Origin of the sequence: Frondihabitans sp. Leaf304 (assembly GCF_001423105.1) — a bacterium.
GTDB lineage: Bacteria > Actinomycetota > Actinomycetes > Actinomycetales > Microbacteriaceae > Frondihabitans.
In genome coordinates, this window is the sequence record NZ_LMNV01000003.1 from 346,242 (window position 1) to 362,014 (window position 15,773).

General features: G+C 67.1%; 20 protein-coding genes. 10 read left to right on the top strand and 10 right to left on the bottom strand.

Annotated elements, in window-relative coordinates; genetic code table 11:
- The first annotated feature begins 78 nt into the window (after positions 1-78).
- Positions 79-1,095, top strand: coding sequence for a bifunctional methionine sulfoxide reductase B/A protein (locus ASF54_RS16125; RefSeq protein ID WP_084816231.1), 1,017 nt, complete (start codon positions 79-81; stop codon positions 1,093-1,095).
- 172 nt (positions 1,096-1,267) lie between these two features.
- On the opposite strand, the gene ASF54_RS11885 is transcribed toward ASF54_RS16125, so the two are convergent.
- Positions 1,268-1,555 carry a hypothetical protein gene (locus ASF54_RS11885; RefSeq protein WP_055963122.1) on the bottom strand — a complete coding sequence of 96 codons (288 nt, stop codon included), beginning with the start codon at positions 1,553-1,555 and terminating at the stop codon, positions 1,268-1,270.
- 175 nt (positions 1,556-1,730) lie between these two features.
- Positions 1,731-1,916 (bottom strand): HPF/RaiA family ribosome-associated protein, encoded by a 186-nt coding sequence (locus ASF54_RS11890; protein ID WP_055963125.1) that lies wholly within the window; start codon positions 1,914-1,916, stop codon positions 1,731-1,733.
- Positions 1,917-2,125: 209 nt separating this feature from the next.
- Between ASF54_RS11890 and ASF54_RS11895 the strand changes: the two genes are divergently transcribed.
- Together ASF54_RS11895 and ASF54_RS11905 are read left to right on the top strand one after the other, a co-directional pair.
- Positions 2,126-2,614, top strand: a complete 489-nt coding sequence (locus tag ASF54_RS11895) for a DUF1877 family protein (protein WP_055963127.1) — start codon at positions 2,126-2,128, stop codon at positions 2,612-2,614.
- Positions 2,615-2,944: 330 nt separating this feature from the next.
- Complete coding sequence (locus ASF54_RS11905) at positions 2,945-3,280, top strand: hypothetical protein (RefSeq protein ID WP_157510167.1); 336 nt, start codon at positions 2,945-2,947, stop codon at positions 3,278-3,280.
- Here ASF54_RS11905 and ASF54_RS11910 read toward each other — a convergent pair.
- The 3 genes from ASF54_RS11910 to ASF54_RS11925 all read right to left on the bottom strand — a co-directional run bounded on the left by ASF54_RS11910 (position 3,264) and on the right by ASF54_RS11925 (position 6,079).
- The gene (locus ASF54_RS11910; RefSeq protein ID WP_055963137.1) at positions 3,264-3,944 is read right to left on the bottom strand and encodes an SDR family NAD(P)-dependent oxidoreductase; all 681 of its coding nucleotides are present in this window, start codon (positions 3,942-3,944) and stop codon (positions 3,264-3,266) included. The two genes, ASF54_RS11905 and ASF54_RS11910, sit on opposite strands and share 17 nt — an antisense overlap.
- A 67-nt stretch (positions 3,945-4,011) precedes the next feature.
- Complete coding sequence (locus tag ASF54_RS11915; protein ID WP_084816232.1) at positions 4,012-4,644, bottom strand: helix-turn-helix domain-containing protein; 633 nt, start codon at positions 4,642-4,644, stop codon at positions 4,012-4,014.
- A gap of 481 nt (positions 4,645-5,125) precedes the next feature.
- Positions 5,126-6,079: an ABC transporter substrate-binding protein gene (locus tag ASF54_RS11925; RefSeq protein WP_235481052.1), complete on the bottom strand. Its 954-nt coding sequence runs from the start codon at positions 6,077-6,079 to the stop codon at positions 5,126-5,128.
- Positions 6,080-6,195: 116 nt separating this feature from the next.
- Between ASF54_RS11925 and ASF54_RS11930 the strand changes: the two genes are divergently transcribed.
- The 3 genes from ASF54_RS11930 to ASF54_RS11940 are packed head-to-tail and all read left to right on the top strand — an operon-like array spanning position 6,196 to position 9,103.
- Complete coding sequence (locus ASF54_RS11930) at positions 6,196-7,209, top strand: FecCD family ABC transporter permease (protein ID WP_055963148.1); 1,014 nt, start codon at positions 6,196-6,198, stop codon at positions 7,207-7,209.
- Entirely contained in the window at positions 7,206-8,249 is a 1,044-nt protein-coding gene (locus ASF54_RS11935) for a FecCD family ABC transporter permease (RefSeq protein WP_084816233.1), read from the top strand. Before ASF54_RS11930 ends, ASF54_RS11935 begins: the two co-directional genes overlap by 4 nt.
- A 59-nt stretch (positions 8,250-8,308) precedes the next feature.
- Positions 8,309-9,103 carry an alpha/beta fold hydrolase gene (locus ASF54_RS11940; protein WP_055963151.1) on the top strand — a complete coding sequence of 265 codons (795 nt, stop codon included), beginning with the start codon at positions 8,309-8,311 and terminating at the stop codon, positions 9,101-9,103.
- 8 nt (positions 9,104-9,111) lie between these two features.
- Here the strand turns inward: ASF54_RS11940 and ASF54_RS11945 are convergent, their stop codons facing one another.
- Complete coding sequence (locus tag ASF54_RS11945) at positions 9,112-9,369, bottom strand: DUF6458 family protein (RefSeq protein WP_055963154.1); 258 nt, start codon at positions 9,367-9,369, stop codon at positions 9,112-9,114.
- A 196-nt stretch (positions 9,370-9,565) separates the two neighbouring features.
- On the opposite strand from ASF54_RS11945, the gene ASF54_RS11950 reads away from it, so the two are divergent.
- Both ASF54_RS11950 and ASF54_RS11955 read left to right on the top strand, forming a co-directional pair.
- The gene (locus tag ASF54_RS11950) at positions 9,566-10,321 is read left to right on the top strand and encodes an SDR family NAD(P)-dependent oxidoreductase (RefSeq protein ID WP_055964029.1); all 756 of its coding nucleotides are present in this window, start codon (positions 9,566-9,568) and stop codon (positions 10,319-10,321) included.
- Positions 10,322-10,330: 9 nt separating this feature from the next.
- Positions 10,331-10,798, top strand: a complete 468-nt coding sequence (locus ASF54_RS11955) for a MarR family winged helix-turn-helix transcriptional regulator (protein ID WP_055963157.1) — start codon at positions 10,331-10,333, stop codon at positions 10,796-10,798.
- Between the two features lie 196 nt (positions 10,799-10,994).
- Here the strand turns inward: ASF54_RS11955 and ASF54_RS11960 are convergent, their stop codons facing one another.
- Both ASF54_RS11960 and ychF read right to left on the bottom strand, forming a co-directional pair.
- Positions 10,995-11,591: an LON peptidase substrate-binding domain-containing protein gene (locus ASF54_RS11960; protein WP_055963160.1), complete on the bottom strand. Its 597-nt coding sequence runs from the start codon at positions 11,589-11,591 to the stop codon at positions 10,995-10,997.
- A 72-nt stretch (positions 11,592-11,663) separates the two neighbouring features.
- Positions 11,664-12,737, bottom strand: a complete 1,074-nt coding sequence (gene ychF, locus ASF54_RS11965; RefSeq protein WP_055963162.1) for a redox-regulated ATPase YchF — start codon at positions 12,735-12,737, stop codon at positions 11,664-11,666.
- A gap of 141 nt (positions 12,738-12,878) precedes the next feature.
- Here ychF and ASF54_RS11970 point away from each other — a divergent pair, with 141 nt between their 5' ends.
- Positions 12,879-13,469: an exonuclease domain-containing protein gene (locus ASF54_RS11970; protein WP_055963165.1), complete on the top strand. Its 591-nt coding sequence runs from the start codon at positions 12,879-12,881 to the stop codon at positions 13,467-13,469.
- Positions 13,470-13,496: 27 nt separating this feature from the next.
- Here ASF54_RS11970 and ASF54_RS11975 read toward each other — a convergent pair whose 3' ends face one another.
- The gene (locus ASF54_RS11975) at positions 13,497-14,618 is read right to left on the bottom strand and encodes an Ig-like domain-containing protein (protein ID WP_055963168.1); all 1,122 of its coding nucleotides are present in this window, start codon (positions 14,616-14,618) and stop codon (positions 13,497-13,499) included.
- A complete protein-coding gene (locus ASF54_RS11980; RefSeq protein WP_055963171.1) occupies positions 14,615-14,818 on the bottom strand; it encodes a hypothetical protein in 204 nt (67 codons plus the stop codon). The genes ASF54_RS11975 and ASF54_RS11980 overlap by 4 nt, the downstream gene beginning before the upstream one ends.
- Before the next feature lie 187 nt (positions 14,819-15,005).
- On the opposite strand from ASF54_RS11980, the gene ASF54_RS11985 reads away from it, so the two are divergent.
- Positions 15,006-15,767 (top strand): GntR family transcriptional regulator, encoded by a 762-nt coding sequence (locus ASF54_RS11985; RefSeq protein WP_055963174.1) that lies wholly within the window; start codon positions 15,006-15,008, stop codon positions 15,765-15,767.
- Positions 15,768-15,773: the final 6 nt, after the last annotated feature.

Consider the following 15,773-nt stretch of genomic DNA (forward strand, 5'->3'; position numbering starts at 1 on the left):
GACAGGAGCGCCTGCGCGGGAACTTTCTGGGCGCCCTCGGCGTTGGGGCGTGTAGACCGACAGACACAAGGAGGCACCGTGTCGAACGACTATCGCAAGACCCCCGAAGCTCTCGAGAAGCTGACGCCGCAGCAGTATCGCGTCACTCAGAAGAACGGCACCGAACCCGCGTTCCGCAATGAGTACTGGGACACCCACGACGACGGCATCTACGTCGACGTCGTCACCGGCGAGCCCCTCTTCTCGTCCATTGACAAGTACGACAGCCACACCGGCTGGCCGAGCTTCACCAAGCCGATCGAGCCCGCGAGCGTCACCACGAAGACCGATCGCAAGCTGTTCGTGAAGCGCACCGAGGTCAGGTCGGCCTCGGGCGACAGCCACCTGGGCCACGTCTTCCCTGACGGCCCGCTCGCGACCGGCGGCGACCGCTACTGCTTGAATTCTGCCGCCCTCCACTTCGTCCCCGCCGCCTCGCTCGAGGCCGAGGGATACGGCGCCTACTCAGCCCTGTTCACACCGAAGGAGAACCCCATGACCGACACCAGTGCCGCAACAGACACGGCAGCACACCAGGATCCGGCTCCCGCCACGACCGAGACCGCCCTCCTCGCCGGTGGTTGCTTCTGGGGCGCGCAGCAGCTGCTCCGCCGCCGGCCCGGCATCATCTCGTCGCGCGTCGGCTACTCCGGCGGCTCGGTGGAGAACGCCACGTACCGCAACCACACCGGCCACGCCGAGGCCGTCGAGATCGTCTTCGACCCCGCGGTGACGTCGTACCGCGAGATCCTGGAGTTCTTCTTCCAGATCCACGACCCGTCGACGAAGAACCGCCAGGGCAACGATGTCGGAGACAGCTACCGCTCGGCGATCTTCTACTTGTCGGACGAGCAGAAGAGCATCGCGCTCGACACCATCGCCGACGTGAACGAGTCGGGCCTCTGGCCGGGCAAGGTCGTCACCGAGGTCACCGCCGCCGGACCATTCTGGGAGGCCGAGGAAGAGCACCAGGACTACCTCGAGAAAGACCCCTTCGGCTACACGTGCCACTTCGTGCGGCCGAACTGGAAGTTGCCGCAGCGGAACGCCGCGTAGCCGCTTCTCGGCACTGAGACCGGCACCGGCACCGACGAGGCCGGGTCGCATCACCTTGCTAGGTGCATGCGATCCGGCCTTTTGTGCGCCAGGGCCTTTTGTGCGGCAGGGCCTTTCGTGCGCCAGGGCCCGGTGTGGAGCGCGGCTCCGCCGGATCCTGCGCCCTGGTCAGCTAGAAGCCGACGCGGCGCTGCTGCTGCCGCGGCTCGCCGAATCCCGGCAGATCGAGCGACGAGAAGTCGGGCATAGGGATCTCGGGAAGCGGCGGAATCTCGCCGTCGTTCACGACGATGGGCGCGCCGGGAGTCCAGAGCACCCACGTCGCGTTTCCCTCGGCATCGAGGAGGTCGAATTCGGCGGGCTCACCGGCGGCTGCTGCGTGGCGCAACCCGTCTTTGACCTCGACGAGCTGGGCGTCGCTGATGGCGATTTTCTGACCGGAGAAGACGATGTGCGGCATAGGCCGAGCGTAGGCCGGGCTGGGGCAGGGGGCGAGGGTGTTCGCCGCGGGAGGAACCGGGTCTGACTGGGAGGGGCCGGTTCGTTCGATCCCACGAGATCGCACTTGCGGTCGGGTGGCGGCGACCACTACTGCGATCTCGGCGCGGAGCCGTTCTTGCAGCGCAAACCTGGGCTCAGCTCAACGGAGCGAAGAGCCTCGACTGCTCGGACGACGACGTGACCACCGTGCTGACCGCGACACTGCCGAGGGGCATCGAGTCGAGCGCGCGACGGATAGCAGTGCGGCGATCTTCGCTCGTCGCCGAGACGTTCATGACGGCGCCGTTGGCGAGACGCGCCTGGATTTCGACGTGGAACACTGGGCGGCCCTCCTAGGTCGGTGGTGTCTAAGAGAAGTGTGCCCGTTCGAGCCCAAACCGAGAAACGTGAACTGACCCATTGCTTTCGGTACCGATGTGTGCTGGGCGGCTCATGCGTCCTCGTCTCCCCAACGGCCGCTTGCGTTCTCCGCTTTGCACCCTGTGGAGAACGCCCGCAGGATCCGGCACGGGTCGTCAGGATTTTCGGCATGGGAATTCGTTACTACGCCTATCCGATCCTCGCCTCCGACATCGATCTCGCCCGCCGCGACCCGGTCGGCTACCTCAACTCGCATCCCCTCGTCGACGACGACAAACCGTACGACGAGCAGCTGCGCCTCGACCTCGACAAGTCGTGGCGCGACCTCCAGGAGCTCTTCACGGTGCCGCACTGCTCGCCGGCCGAGTGGGGAATGGATCTCGTTCGTGGCAACGTCCACTACGACAGCGGTTTCGCTTACCAGCCGCACTACGCCGTGCTCACTCCGGAGCAGGTCGCGACCGTCGCGACCCAGATCGCACGCTTCGACAAGGTCGACGTCCTTGCCATGTACGTCGATGGTGGGCGAAGCCATGTGCGTGAGACGGGCCGGATCCGCGATTACACGAGCTACGTCGGGCACTTCCTGGCAGAAGCGCAGAAGTTCACGGCCGCCTGCGCGGAGGCCGGCTACGGCGTGATCTACACGATCGGGTGACCTTCATGGCCACCGATCCGTGGGTATTCGGAACGACGCAACTCATCACGGTCGGGGTTGCCGGCCTCGCGTTCGTCGGAGTGGCTCTGACCGCAACGTTGCGCTGGCGCGCCGACCGGAGCGACGAGCTCTGGCGGCGAATGAAATGGGCCTTCGATCAGTGCTGGCACGAGAGGGCAAGCGCTCGATCTGTCGGGCGCTTCGCCTTGCGGACGTTCATCGGCAGCGCCCACGAATCAGACCATCCTCAGCCTCCCGCATCGGTTTCGAGCTACGATTTAGTGCTTATAGAACGGGTGCTAAATACACTACAAGAAGAGGAGGCCCTTGATGGAAGCATGGGAGATAGCTGACGCGCAGCTCGCCGTCACAGTCTGTAAGGCTTTGAATAAACCACTCCCCGGATGGATCGCCGAACTCGCAAAAGTGGAATTGAACAACATCCCCGAGTGCACCATGAGGGAGTTCCGACTGTCACTGCCCGACACCGTGCCGAAATACGCCGACATCGTCTACTGGCGTCGCGTGCCCTGGTGGAAGGTCTGGAAGCGCTGCCAGTTCGAAGATCGGCCTCCAGAGCGGCTGACGAAGAAGAAACGCAAAGCGGCGCTTGAGCAGACGGCTGCCGAGCATGCCAACGCCGAACCGGCTAAAAGGCCGAGCTAGGCAGATCCTTCTCGTCGTCGGCGATCGCCCGGACGATGCGCTTCGCCACGTCATCGGGATCGAACCCGGCGCCCAGAGCGGGAGCAATGCCAGCAATGGGGTGCTGAGAGAGTTCGGTGCCGATATGGCCGGGCCGGGCGTCGAGCAGCCGGATGCCCTGGCGCCGATACTCGCGAGAGGCGGCGGTCATGAACGCCGCGAGGCCCGCCTTCGCCGCCGAATAGGCAGCCATGCCCGCCGTCGGAACCTCGGCGACGATGCCGCTCAGCGTGACGATAAACGGCGAACCACCCGCCTTCGCCGATTCGACGAGCGCCGGTGTCGCCGCCCTGATGAGCCGAATCGGAGCCTGGAGGTTCACGTCGATCAGCTCCTCGAGAGTGGCGTCGTCGATATCGCCCGCCGGGCCGAAGGCGACCACGCCGGCGGCCACCACGACGCCGTCGAGCCGCCCGTGGGCCTCGAGGGCCGCGGCGACCAGCGAGGCTCCCCCCTCGGGCGATCGAAGGTCGGCCAGGTAGGCGCCGTCGCCGCTGAGACGTTCCGCGGTCCGGCCACCGCGTACGACGACCGCACCCGCCTCGGCAAGCTCCCGCGAGATTCGCGACCCGAGACCTCCCGACGCTCCGACCACGAGAACGACCGCACCGCTGATGTCTGTCATTGCCCGCACGGTACCCGCTGCGGTGACGGAATGCCTGGCCCGGGGGCGACTCGCCCTCCAGGCCTGGTCAGGGGTGCTCGGAAGCGAGCGGCGTGATGCCAGACACGACGCTCTCGGCGTCGGGTATCCCGATGGACTGGAAGAGGGGAACCCATAGGGCCTTGAGACGCGCCTCGACACCCGGGCCACCCGGAGTCGGGAGGGCGCCGAGCACCCCGAAGGTGGCGTTGATGACGAGTTGTGCGGCGGCCTCTGAATCACCGAGGGGCGAGGATCGCGACCCGTCGAGTTCGGCCTCGATCTGGTCGCGGGCGAAGCGGTACCAGTCGTACCCGTCGGGCACCTCGATGTCTGCCCGTCGCAGCTCGTGCAGGAGACGAATCGATCCGGCGGCGACCGGGCACTCCTGAGCGTTGAGCGCCGACGACAGCAGCATGGTCGCGAGCTTCTCGACGCCTCGCGATGCCGGGATCGCGTCGTCGAAGCGCTGCCATCGAGCCTGCTGATCGGCGATCACAGCCACGGCGAGACTGTGCTTCGACGGGAAGAGGTGGTAGCCGATGGCCGACTTCGGCTTGTTCATCGCCGCGGCAACACCCGAGAACGACGTGCCCTCGTACCCGTGCGCCGCGAATTCGGCACCGGCCGCCTCGACGATCTCCTGTCGAGCGCGAGCCATTCCTGCTTGGCGTTGATTCATGGAACCCCTCAGACGAGCGCTGCTCCGGGTCTTTCGATTCCCGGTCCCTCACTATACGATCATCTATGTCAGACGATCGTCTGGGATAACTGCGGCGATTCAGCGCGGCGACTCCTCGTGAGAAATGAGCCCGAAGATATGAGCGCGGAGAAAAGAGCCCACTGATATGAGCGCGCACGAATCGAGCGCGGTGAAATGACCCCACACCGCCATCCGCCACACGCCGAGGTGTTCCGCAGCCTGGCTACCGGGCAGCCGATCCGCGTGTCGTGCACGTGCGATATCGCCCGCGACCACACCCACTTGGAATACCGAATGGCCCACCCGGGGCCGCCCGACCAGCTGAGAAGCGCTGCGGAGTCGATTCGCAGCTACCTCGCCTCCTGGAAGACGGCATCCGTCGCGTCCCGGTCCACTCGGCGGCAGGTGCCGACCGACTGGACCGGGTAGGCAATGCCGGCCGCGACGACGCCGTGACGATCTACCCCAGCGTTTTCTTCAGTTGCTGAAGCACGGCACGGGCCGCAGTCGGGCCCACATTCAAGAAGAACGTGTCGTCATCGACCGCGACGGCGTGCTTCGCCGACACCGCAGTGAGGGTCCGCCAGAGCGGCAAGCCGGTGAGTTCGGTCTCGTCGCCACCCTGGACGCCGTAGAACAGCCAGTCACCGTCGGCTTGCGACAGCTGTTCGGCGGAGATATCGACCGAGGTGTCGTCGGTGAACGTCTGGGTCGACGGGCGAGCGAGTCCGGCGTCTTCCGCGACGGAACCACTGAACGAGGCGATACCGAAGATCCGGGTGCGGTCGGCACTCTTTCGAAGGAACGAGACGGCCGGATCACCGTCGACGCCGCGGCCGAAGGCGGCGGCGTCATCCTGGTAGGCCGTCAGCCACGCCTCGGCCTGTTGCGTTTTACCGACGGCATCGGCAAGGAGAAGGAAGTCCTGTTTCCAGTATTTGCCCGTTCCCTGCGTGGCGACGGTCGGGGCGATGGCGTTAAGACCGGCGTACAGGCCGGCAGCATCCTTCCCGGCGATGTTCATGAGGATCAGATCCGGGTCGACATTCGCGATCGCTTCGAGGTTGGGTTCGAAGCGGTTGCCAACGTCGACGACATCGGCCAGCTGCGAGGCCTTCGCCGGGAACGCCTCGGTGAGGTACGCGGGGACGAGGTCGGCACCGTCGCCCGAGGTCGAGGCAGCCGGAGTGAGCCCCAGCGTGAGCAGGGCGTCCGCCTGCCCGGTCGAGATCACGACGATCTTCTTCGGCGCCGACGGGATGGTGGTGGAGCCCTCGAAGTGGGCGACCGTTCGAGGAAAGACCCCGTCGTCGGCATCGCTGCCCTTCCCTGCGGGCATGGTGCGCGGCGTCGACCAGGAGCCATCGCCCTGCGTCGCGGCCGACTTCTCGCTCGTGGCGGAAGCGCCGGACACCTGCGCACACCCGCTGAGAGAGAGTGTCGCGGCCGTGACGACTGCAAGGACTATGGCAACAGGTGAGGTCGTTCTTTTCATCATAAAGTTAGCTTAGGCTATCCTAATTACTCGTGATGTCTGACGAACGCCTTCGCCCCACCTCGGGCCCTCCCCGGGCGGCTATCCGCATCGTTTCCCTCGGGGCGCTCGCTACCGGCTTCGCCGTCGCGAGTCTCCTGGTGGGATCGGGCGAGCTGGGCCCCGGGCAGGTGATGCGGGGCCTCCTGGCCCACGACTCGACATCGGCGTCCATCATCGTCTGGCAGTTGCGCCTCCCCCGCACCCTGCTCGCTGTTCTGATCGGAGCAGCCCTCGCCGTCGCGGGAACCGTCATTCAAGCCCTGACCCGCAACCCCTTGGCCGAACCGGGTCTGCTCGGCATCAACGCTGGTGCCGCTCTCGCGGTCGTGACCGGAATAGCGGTCTTCGGCGGCGGTTCGGCTCTCGCTTCCACTTGGTTCGCTCTCGTGGGCGCCGCCGGCGCAGCACTCCTCGTGTTCGTCATCTCCACTCGCCGATCCCGGGCCTCCCCGACTCGACTACTCCTCGCCGGCGTCGCTCTCGGGGCGAGCCTGAGCGCACTGACCGGCATCATGATCCTGCGCGACGCCACCGCTTTCACGACCTTCAACTCATGGGTGGTGGGGTCGCTGACGTCGCGAGGCATGGACGTGGTGGTCACCGTCGCGCCGTTCTTGACGCTCGGGTTCGCTCTCGCACTCCTGTCCGGGCGCATGTTGAACGTGCTGACGCTGGGAACCGAACAGGCGACATCCCTCGGCATCCCTGTTCGCCTCGCGGTCGGAGCCGCCGTGCTGTCGGTGACGCTGCTGTGCGGGGCGGCGACCGCCGCGGTCGGCCCGATCTCGTTCATCGGGCTCGTCGTTCCTCACGTCAGTCGGCTGATCTGGGGAGCCGACCAGCGTCGGATCCTGGTCTCGAGCCTCGTCCTGGGGCCCGCGCTCCTCCTCGCCGCCGACATCGTCGGCCGCACCATCTCGTTTCCGGGCGAGATCGAGGCGGGTATCGTCACCGCTTTCCTCGGCGCACCGGTGCTGCTCTTTCTCATCGCGCGGCGAGCCTCGTGAGCGGCTTCTCCCGCCGCCGCGCTGTGCGGATCGGCGGCCTGTCGGTGGTCATCCGGCCGAGGGTGATCGGCGTGACCGGGATCCTCGCGCTCGTCGCTCTGACGGTCGCAGCGCTGTCGGTGGCCACCGGCACCTACCGGCTCGAGCTGCCCGGTGTCGTCGATGCCCTCACGGGCGGCGGAACCGCGACCGCCCGCTATCTCGTCGTCGAGCAGCGCCTGCCCCGCGCCGTGGCCGCACTCCTCGTGGGGTGCTGCCTCGGCGTCTCGGGGGCGCTCTTCCAGAGCGTCTCGCGCAATCCGCTGGGCAGCCCCGACATCATCGGCTTCACGACCGGGGCGGCCACCGGCGGGCTCGTCGTCATCCTCCTGACGCCGTCGCCGTCGGCCCTGTCGATCGCCGGGGGAACGATCGTGGGAGGCCTGGCCTGCGCCACCGTCGTCACCCTGTTCGCCGCGGCACGACGCTTCTCGGGCGACCGCCTCATCCTGGGCGGCATCGCCGTCGCCGCGCTGCTCGCATCGGTCAACGACTACGTGATCAGCCGGGCCTCCCTCGAATCGGCCGAGGCGGCGCGAGCGTGGAAGTACGGCAGCCTCAACCTGATCACCTGGGATCGAATCGTCCCTCTCGCCGCCTGTCTGCTCGTCGCGTCGGTTGTCGTGGTCGCGATTGCCCGCCCGGCAGGAATCCTCGAACTGGGCGACGATCTTGCCACCGGCCTGGGCGTGCGCACCCGACGGCAGAAGCTGATCATGGTCGCGGCCGGAACGATCCTGGCGGCCGCGGCGGTCTCCACCGCCGGTCCGATCGGATTCCTGGCCCTGGCAGCACCGCGTCTCGCCCGTGCCGCGGCAGGCTTCTCGTCAGTCGGGCTTCTCCCGTCGGGGGCGATGGGGGCTGCCCTCCTCGCGGCGAGTGATCTGGCGGCGCAGCGGATCCTCGATCCGTTCCAGATTCCGGTCGGGCTCGTCTGCTCGGCACTCGGCGGCTTCTACCTGCTGTGGATGGTCGGTTTCGCGAAGACCACCGAGAGCTGACGGAGATGCCCTCGAGATCCCGTGCGGGTCTAGCCTGATCGAGACCACGAGAGGGCGACATGGCTGACATCACGCGGGGAACGATCGAGCTGCAGGGCGCGACGATCGCGTTCTCGGAACAAGGATCCGGCCCCACCGCCGTCTACGCCCACGGTCTTTCGGGCAGCCGAGCGCAAGTGTCTCGACTCGGCGTCCCCGATCTGTCCGGCGTCGTCGACACCAACCGACTCGTCACCTACGACGCTCGCGGTCATGGCGAATCGACCGGCGCTGCCGACCCGGCCTCGTACACCTGGTCGTCGCTCGCCGACGATCTACTCGAACTGCTCGACACGTTCTCGCCCGACGAGCCCGTTGCCGGCATCGGCACGTCGATGGGGACGGCGACGTTGCTCTTCGCCGCGCTCAGACAGCCGGAGCGCTTCAGCCGCCTCGTGCTCACCGCGCCGCCGACCGCCTGGGCGACGCGGGCCGGGCAGACAGACGTCTACCGCCAGATGGCCGACCTGGTGGATGCGCGCGGCACCGGCGTGCTGGCCGGGATGATGGCGGCAGCGCCGGTGCCCGAGCTGTTCCGCGACGTCGCCGGCTACCCGCCGGAACCCGATGTCCGCCCCGAGCTCGCTGCGTCGATCTTTCGCGGAGCGGGCTCGTCCGATCTGCCGTCACCCGACGACCTCCGGTCGCTTGACCTTCCCGTGCTGCTTCTGCCCTGGGCTACCGACCCCGGGCACCCCGTGTCGACGGCCGAGATCCTGGCGTCACGCCTGCCGAATGCCGAGATGCGAATCGCCTCGTCGGCACCCGAGCTGGCCGGGTGGCGCGAGGCGATCCGCGACTTCGTCGCCGTCTAGGGGGTCACTCAGACGAGCGGGCCGCCGTCTTCTGTCGAACGGCGCGTGACGCGCTCGCCCGTCGCCGAGTCGATGCCCGAGCGCGAAGTGGTGGTCACCTGGCGGCGACGGCTGAGAAGCACGATTCCGAGGATGATCCCCAGCGCTCCCGCTGCCATCAGGATGTAGCCGATCAGGTGGATGTTGACGCCGGCGACCGTGAAGTCGACGGCGAACGCCAGAATGGCGCCGATAACGAGCAGGAAGATTCCTCCGCCGAGACTCATGGTGTTCCTTTCGTCGGGGTGACCTCGATTTCGAGGTTTAGAGGAAACCTATCGGGGCACGGCCCTCCGCGCCCGCTCACACGCGCTGCTGAGCAGCCCGGCCCGCGAGCTCTCGGGGTACTTGACGTTTCGTTTGCTACCTGACAATAATTGCGAGGTAGCAAACGAATTATCGTCGAACATGAAGGAGGGCGCCATGCCCACGGAACGCATCGCACTGGTCACCGGAGCAAATCAGGGAGTCGGCAAGCAGGTGGCGAAAGAGCTCGCCGAGCACGGGGTGACCGTGCTGGTCGGGTCACGCGATCTGGCGAAAGGCGAAGCGGCGGCTGCCGAAATCGGAAGCGGAGCCAGCGCGATCCAGCTGGACGTCACGGATCCTGCGTCCATCGAATCCGCGGCCAGCACCATCCGCGAGCGCTTCGGCCGCCTCGACCTTCTCGTCAACAACGCCGGAATCTCGAACACCCTCGGTGCGGGCCTCACCCCGGAGCAGAACGCGGCGCAGTCGACGGCCAGCCAGGCGTCGCTCGACGAGATCCGCGCGGTGTGGGAGGTCAACGTCTTCGGTGTCGTCGCGGTCTACCAGGCGATGCTGCCGCTGCTTCACGACGGGATCAACGCCCGCATCGTGAACGTGTCGAGCGGCGTCGGCTCGCTGGCGTCGAACGCCGACCCGAGCTTCCCGTACCGCGCCATCTTCGGCCCGGTCTACCCCGCCTCCAAGGCGGCGCTGAACGCGATGACCCTGGCGATGATGATCGAGCTCGAGGGCACCGACATCAAGGTCAACCTGGTCTCTCCCGGTTTCACGAGCACGGCGCTGAACAACTTCGCCGGCACCGAATCCGTCGAAGACGGCTCGCGCGAGGTCGTCCGCGTCGCCCTGTTCGGGCCGAACGACCCGACCGGCACCTTCACCCGCTGGGAGGACGCCACGATTCCGTGGTAACCATGTCGGGTGCCTGACGAACCCCAAGACCAACACGACTCGGTCGGAGCGTGGGCGAAGAAGTACTACCTCACCTCCCGCGCTCTGATCGAGTCGGTTCTGCGCGAGCACGACCTCGGGCCGACCCAGTGGTACGTGCTGTACCAGCTCGCCAACGTCAGCGCGACGAAGCAGCGCGACCTGAGCCAGCTGCTGAACATCGAGCGGGCGACCCTCAGCGGCGTCGTGGCGACACTCGTGCGCAAGGGACTCGTGGCGCAGGTGGCCGACGAGGTCGACCAGCGGCAGCGCATCCTGAGCATTACCGACGCCGGGCGTGCGCTCTGGGCCGAGCTTCCGGATCCTGTGGGGCGTGCGACGGCTCTGTCGTTCGACGGTGTCGATGCCGCTGACCTGGAGGTGGCGCGGCGGGTGCTGCGGGAGGCGACGCAGCGGCTCGTGGAGCACATGGCGGGGCCTGGTTCGGCTGGCGCTTAGCTCCTGTTGCTGATCCTTTCGCAAGGAACATCGGGCCACTGCTCCTTCCCACAGGAACGATTACTGACCGATCTCCTTGCTGGAATGACGACCGGCGTCACTTCTCCTGCTCAGCGTCGCGCGGCTCCTTTCGAGAGGACGCCCCTGTCGTCCTCAGTCGACGCGGATCCCCGAGATGGTGCGAGGGAGAAAAGCCTCACTCGGCAGACCAGAGCTCTTCGGCCTCGAGGGCCAGATCGATCAGCTGACGCAAGAGACCCCCCAGCGTCGTCGACCTCAACAGGGTGTAACTGTCGTAATCACCCAGCGGGGCGATCGCCGCAAGCTGCCAGACGGCGGCGACGGGATCGTCCGACAGCTCGATGTCGTCATCCGACATGGGCCCCGCGGCTCGGGTGATCAAGCGGCGGACCACTGCTTCGGCCTGGTCCCGTAGGGGTGCGAGCTTCTCGGACCACTCGAGATCGGGAAGCATCGAGAGCTTGGCCTGCGGGTACGGGTCTTCGTCGACCCAGCGCTCGACCGTGAACCGCTTGGTCCCCAGGCCGACGATGAACAGGTCGTCGGCACCCGCGGCGGCGCTCACGAGACGCGCCATTGTCCCGACCGAGGCGCGCTGGTCGCCACCCCCGGCCTCTGATCCGCGCTCAATGAGGACGACGCCGAACTCGGGTTCCTCCTCGTCGAGCATGCGGCCGACCAACGTGAGATACCGCGGCTCGAAGATCCGCAGCTGGATTGGCATGAAGGGGAACAGCACTGATCCGAGCGGGAACATCGGTGAGACGGCCATACCTCAGTGAAGCACCGCGGGCGGAGTGTTGGCAGGCGCCCAGAGAGCGGTCGTCCACACCTCGAGAGAGGCCTAGTTGTTGAAGCGAAACTCGACGACGTCGCCATCCTGCATGACGTATTCCTTGCCCTCGATGCGAGCCTTGCCGGCCGAGCGGGCGTCGGCGATCGAGCCGGTCTCGACGAGGTCGGAGTACGAGATGACCTCGGCCTTGATGAAGCCCTTCTCGAAGTCGGTGTGGATGACGCCGGCGGCCTGCGGGGCCTTCCAGCCCTTGCTGATCGTCCAGGCGCGGGTCTCTTTGGGGCCGGCCGTGAGGTAGGTCTGCAGGCCGAGCGTGTCGAAGCCGATGCGCGCGAGCTGGTCGAGGCCTGACTCCTCCTGGCCGGTGGAGGCCAGCAGCTCCGCGGCGTCTTCCGGGTCGAGGTCGATGAGCTCCGACTCGATCTTCGCGTCGAGGAACACCGCTTCGGCCGGCGCGACGAGCGCTGCGAGCTCGGCTTTGCGCGATTCCGAGTTGATGATCGTCTCGTCGACGTTGAAGACGTAGATGAAGGGCTTGGCTGTCAGCAGACCGAGCTCGGCGATGGGCGACAGGTCGATCGATGTGGCCGAGAGGGCCTCGCCGCGCTGCAGGGCGTCGCGGGCGGCGACGGCCGTCTCGTGCGTGATGGGCTCGACGCGCTTGAGGCGCAGTTCTTTCTCGTAGCGGACGAGCGCCTTCTCGACGGTCTCGAGGTCGGCGAGGATCAGCTCGGTGTTGATCGTGCCCATGTCGTTCTCGGGGTTGACCTCACCGTCGACGTGCACCACGTCGGGGTCGACGAAGCCGCGCACGACCTCGGCGATGGCGTCGGCCTCGCGGATGTTGGCGAGGAACTTGTTGCCGAGCCCCTCCCCCTCCGACGCGCCCTTGACGATGCCGGCGATGTCGACGAACGACACCGGCGCGGGCAGGATCTTCTCGCTGCCGAAGATGCCCGCCAGCACGCCGAGGCGCGGGTCGGGCAGGTTGACGATGCCGACGTTCGGCTCGATGGTGGCGAACGGGTAGTTCGCCGCCAGAACCTGGTTCTTGGTCAGGGCGTTGAAGAGGGTGGACTTGCCCACATTGGGGAGTCCGACGATCGCGATAGTGAGAGCCACGGTCCCCAAGCCTAACCGGCCCCACAGAACGAAGGATCCGGGCGGCGCAGGTCGCGGAGACCGGGTCACAGACCCGAGGTGGCCGGTTTGAGATCGGGGCGTCGGATCCTGAATGTCTGAGGCCCGTGTCACCATGACACCGTGCCCCTCGACTACGTAGCAATCGACTTCGAGACCGCGAACTCCTCCAGTGCGTCGGCCTGTTCGGTCGGTCTCGTCAAGGTCCGCAGCGGTGTCGTCGTCGACGCGGTGTCGTGGCTGATCAAGCCGCCGTTCGGGCACGACGACTTCAGCGAGTGGAACACCCGCATCCACGGCATCCGGCGCGACGACGTTATCGATGCGCTCGGCTGGCACGAGCAGCTGGCCGACCTGGTGACGTTCGCGGGCGACGACGTGCTGGTCGCGCACAACGCCGGGTTCGACATGGGTGTGATCCGGGGCGGGTGCGCCGCGACCGGGCTCGAACCGCCGGCGTCGCGCTACCTCTGCAGCCTCCAGGTGGCGCGCAAGACCTACGCGCTCGAGTCGTACCGCCTGCCGGTCGCGGCGATGGCCGCCGGGTTCGAGGGATTTCAGCACCACGACGCCCTGGCCGACGCCGAGGCCTGCGCGGCGATCATCGTGCACGCCGCCGAGCGGCACGGTGCCACCACGGTCGACGAGCTCGCGGCCGCGACCGGCGTGCGCATCAACACGCTCACGCCGAAGACGGCTGTCCGCTTCGTCTAGGGGCCCTCGTTCGAACGGCTCCGGGAGCTAGCGCACGACCTTGATCGTCTTCGACTCGATGTCGACGTTGCCCTTGCCGTCCGACACCTGCACGTAGAAGCGGTAGACCCCGGCCGCTGCGGGAGCCTTGATCCGATACCGCCCGGTACTCACCTTGGTGAAGTTGGCGCGCGGGGCGGTGCCGTTCTGGTCGATCGTGGCCGACGTCCGCGACACGCTCCAGGTCAACTTGTCGCGGTCAGGATCCGCCGCCGGCGCCGCGAGGGTGAACGTCTTGCCGGCCTTCACCGACCCGACCGAGAACCGCAGCGACGACACGACCGGCGGCCGGTTCGAGCCGCCCGACCCGCCCCAGGCCTTCGCGAGCGCGTAGTACGAGGCGCGCTTCTTGTCTCCCGGCCGGATGCCGAACCAGAGAGACTGCAGGTCGGTCTGATTGCTGTAGTGGAACATGGTGCCGCCGAGCGAGATACCCCGGGCCCCGGTGATGTTCGACCATGCCGAAGCGTAGGTGCGGGCGTTGGCAGCATCGGTCGGCTGGACCGGCTGACCGTTCGCGTCGCGGGCGACCTCCCAGGATCCGAAGGGGCCCGCCTCGGTGAGCACGTACGGCTTGGTGAACTTCCCGGCCCGCCACGCCTTCTCGACCGTCGGGATCCCGCCGTACATGTTGAGCCCGAACACGTCGAGCGACGGCGCGTACTTCTCGTACGCCGGCCAGAACGCCGTCTGAGCGTCGGTGGAGGTCACCAAGTGGTGGGAGTCGATGGCGTGGATCGCCTTCGCGGCCTTCTCGATGAACTTCGCGTAGCCGGCTCGCTGGGTGGCGTTCGGCAGGGTGAGCATCACCTCGTTGCCGACGTCCCACATCAGCACCGCGTTGTCGTCTTTGTAGGCCGTCACGGTCTTCTTGATGGTCGCGAGCGCCTGCTTCTGGTAGGCCGAGTTCGTCGTCCAATTCTGGTTCTGGTCGATCCACAGACCCGCGATCACACGGAGGCGGTTGGCGCGAGCCTGCGCGAAGAAGGTGTCGGTCGTGCTCGAGACATCGGTGCCCCAGTCGCGCACGGTGTTCGCGCCCATCGACGCGATGTCGGGAAGGTACTTCGCGGGTGCGTTGACGTTCGGGTCGTAGGTGACGCCCTTCACCGTGTAGGCCTGCCTCCGACAGTGAGATGCCACGACCCCTGCGATCCGGCGACGCGGACGGCCAGAGCGGTCGTAGCGGCCGCGGTCGTAGCAGCCTCGGCGGGCGCGGGTGCGGCGGCGGTGAGACCGCCCGCGACGAGGGCCGCGACGGCGGCGGCCGAGACGACCACGGCTGTGGAGGAACGGACAGTGCGCGGCATGGGGCTCCCAAGCGATCGGTTGCTCCCACGCTACGTGTCGCGAACGCACCGCGCAGTCCCCCAAAGTGCCTGCACTGATGGCCTCCGGCGCGAGCCGACGCTCCCTCAACTGGACGGATGCTATTGTCAGCACATATGCGGCCAGACCCTACGGTCTACGGGGTCGCCCGTGCAGCGGGGAGTGGCGATGACAGCGCAGGATGGCGTCTTACCAGCGGACCTCTTCATGGATCTCGACAGATCCGGGCCCATGCCCCTGTACTTCCAGGTCTCGACCCGCCTCGAGCAGGCCATCACCTCCGGCCGCCTGCCCGCCGGATCGCGCCTGGAGAACGAGGTCGCCCTCGGTGAACGGCTCGGCCTCTCGCGCCCCACTATTCGACGCGCTATTCAGGAGCTGGTCGACAAGGGTCTTCTCGTCAGGCGGCGGGGTATCGGCACGCAGGTCGTGCACGGTCCGGTCAGCCGGAAGGTCGAACTGACCAGCCTCTTCGACGACCTCAAGAACGGCGATCAGCATCCCACGACGACCGTGCTCGGGCACAGCGTCATCCCGGCCGACGAACCGATCGCCGAGGCCCTGGGCATCGACGTCGGAGACCCCGTCACCCACCTCCGACGCCTCCGCCTGGCCGACGATGTTCCCGTCGCCCTGCTCGAGAACTACCTCCCGACCGCTGTGGCCGACCTGTCCGAGGTCGACTTTGACGAGTTCGGCCTCTATCAGATCCTCCGCGGCCGGGGCGTGACGATCCGTGTTGCAAAGCAGACCATCGGAGCACGGGCCAGCTACGACGACGAGGCGTCTCTGCTCGAAATCGACGAGCACGGTGCCGTGCTCACGATGACCCGCACGGCGTACGACGCCTCCGGCCGAGCGGTCGAAGTCGGCTACCACTGCTACCGCCCCGACCTCTACTCGTTCTCCATCACGCTGGTCGAAAAGTAGCCGAGA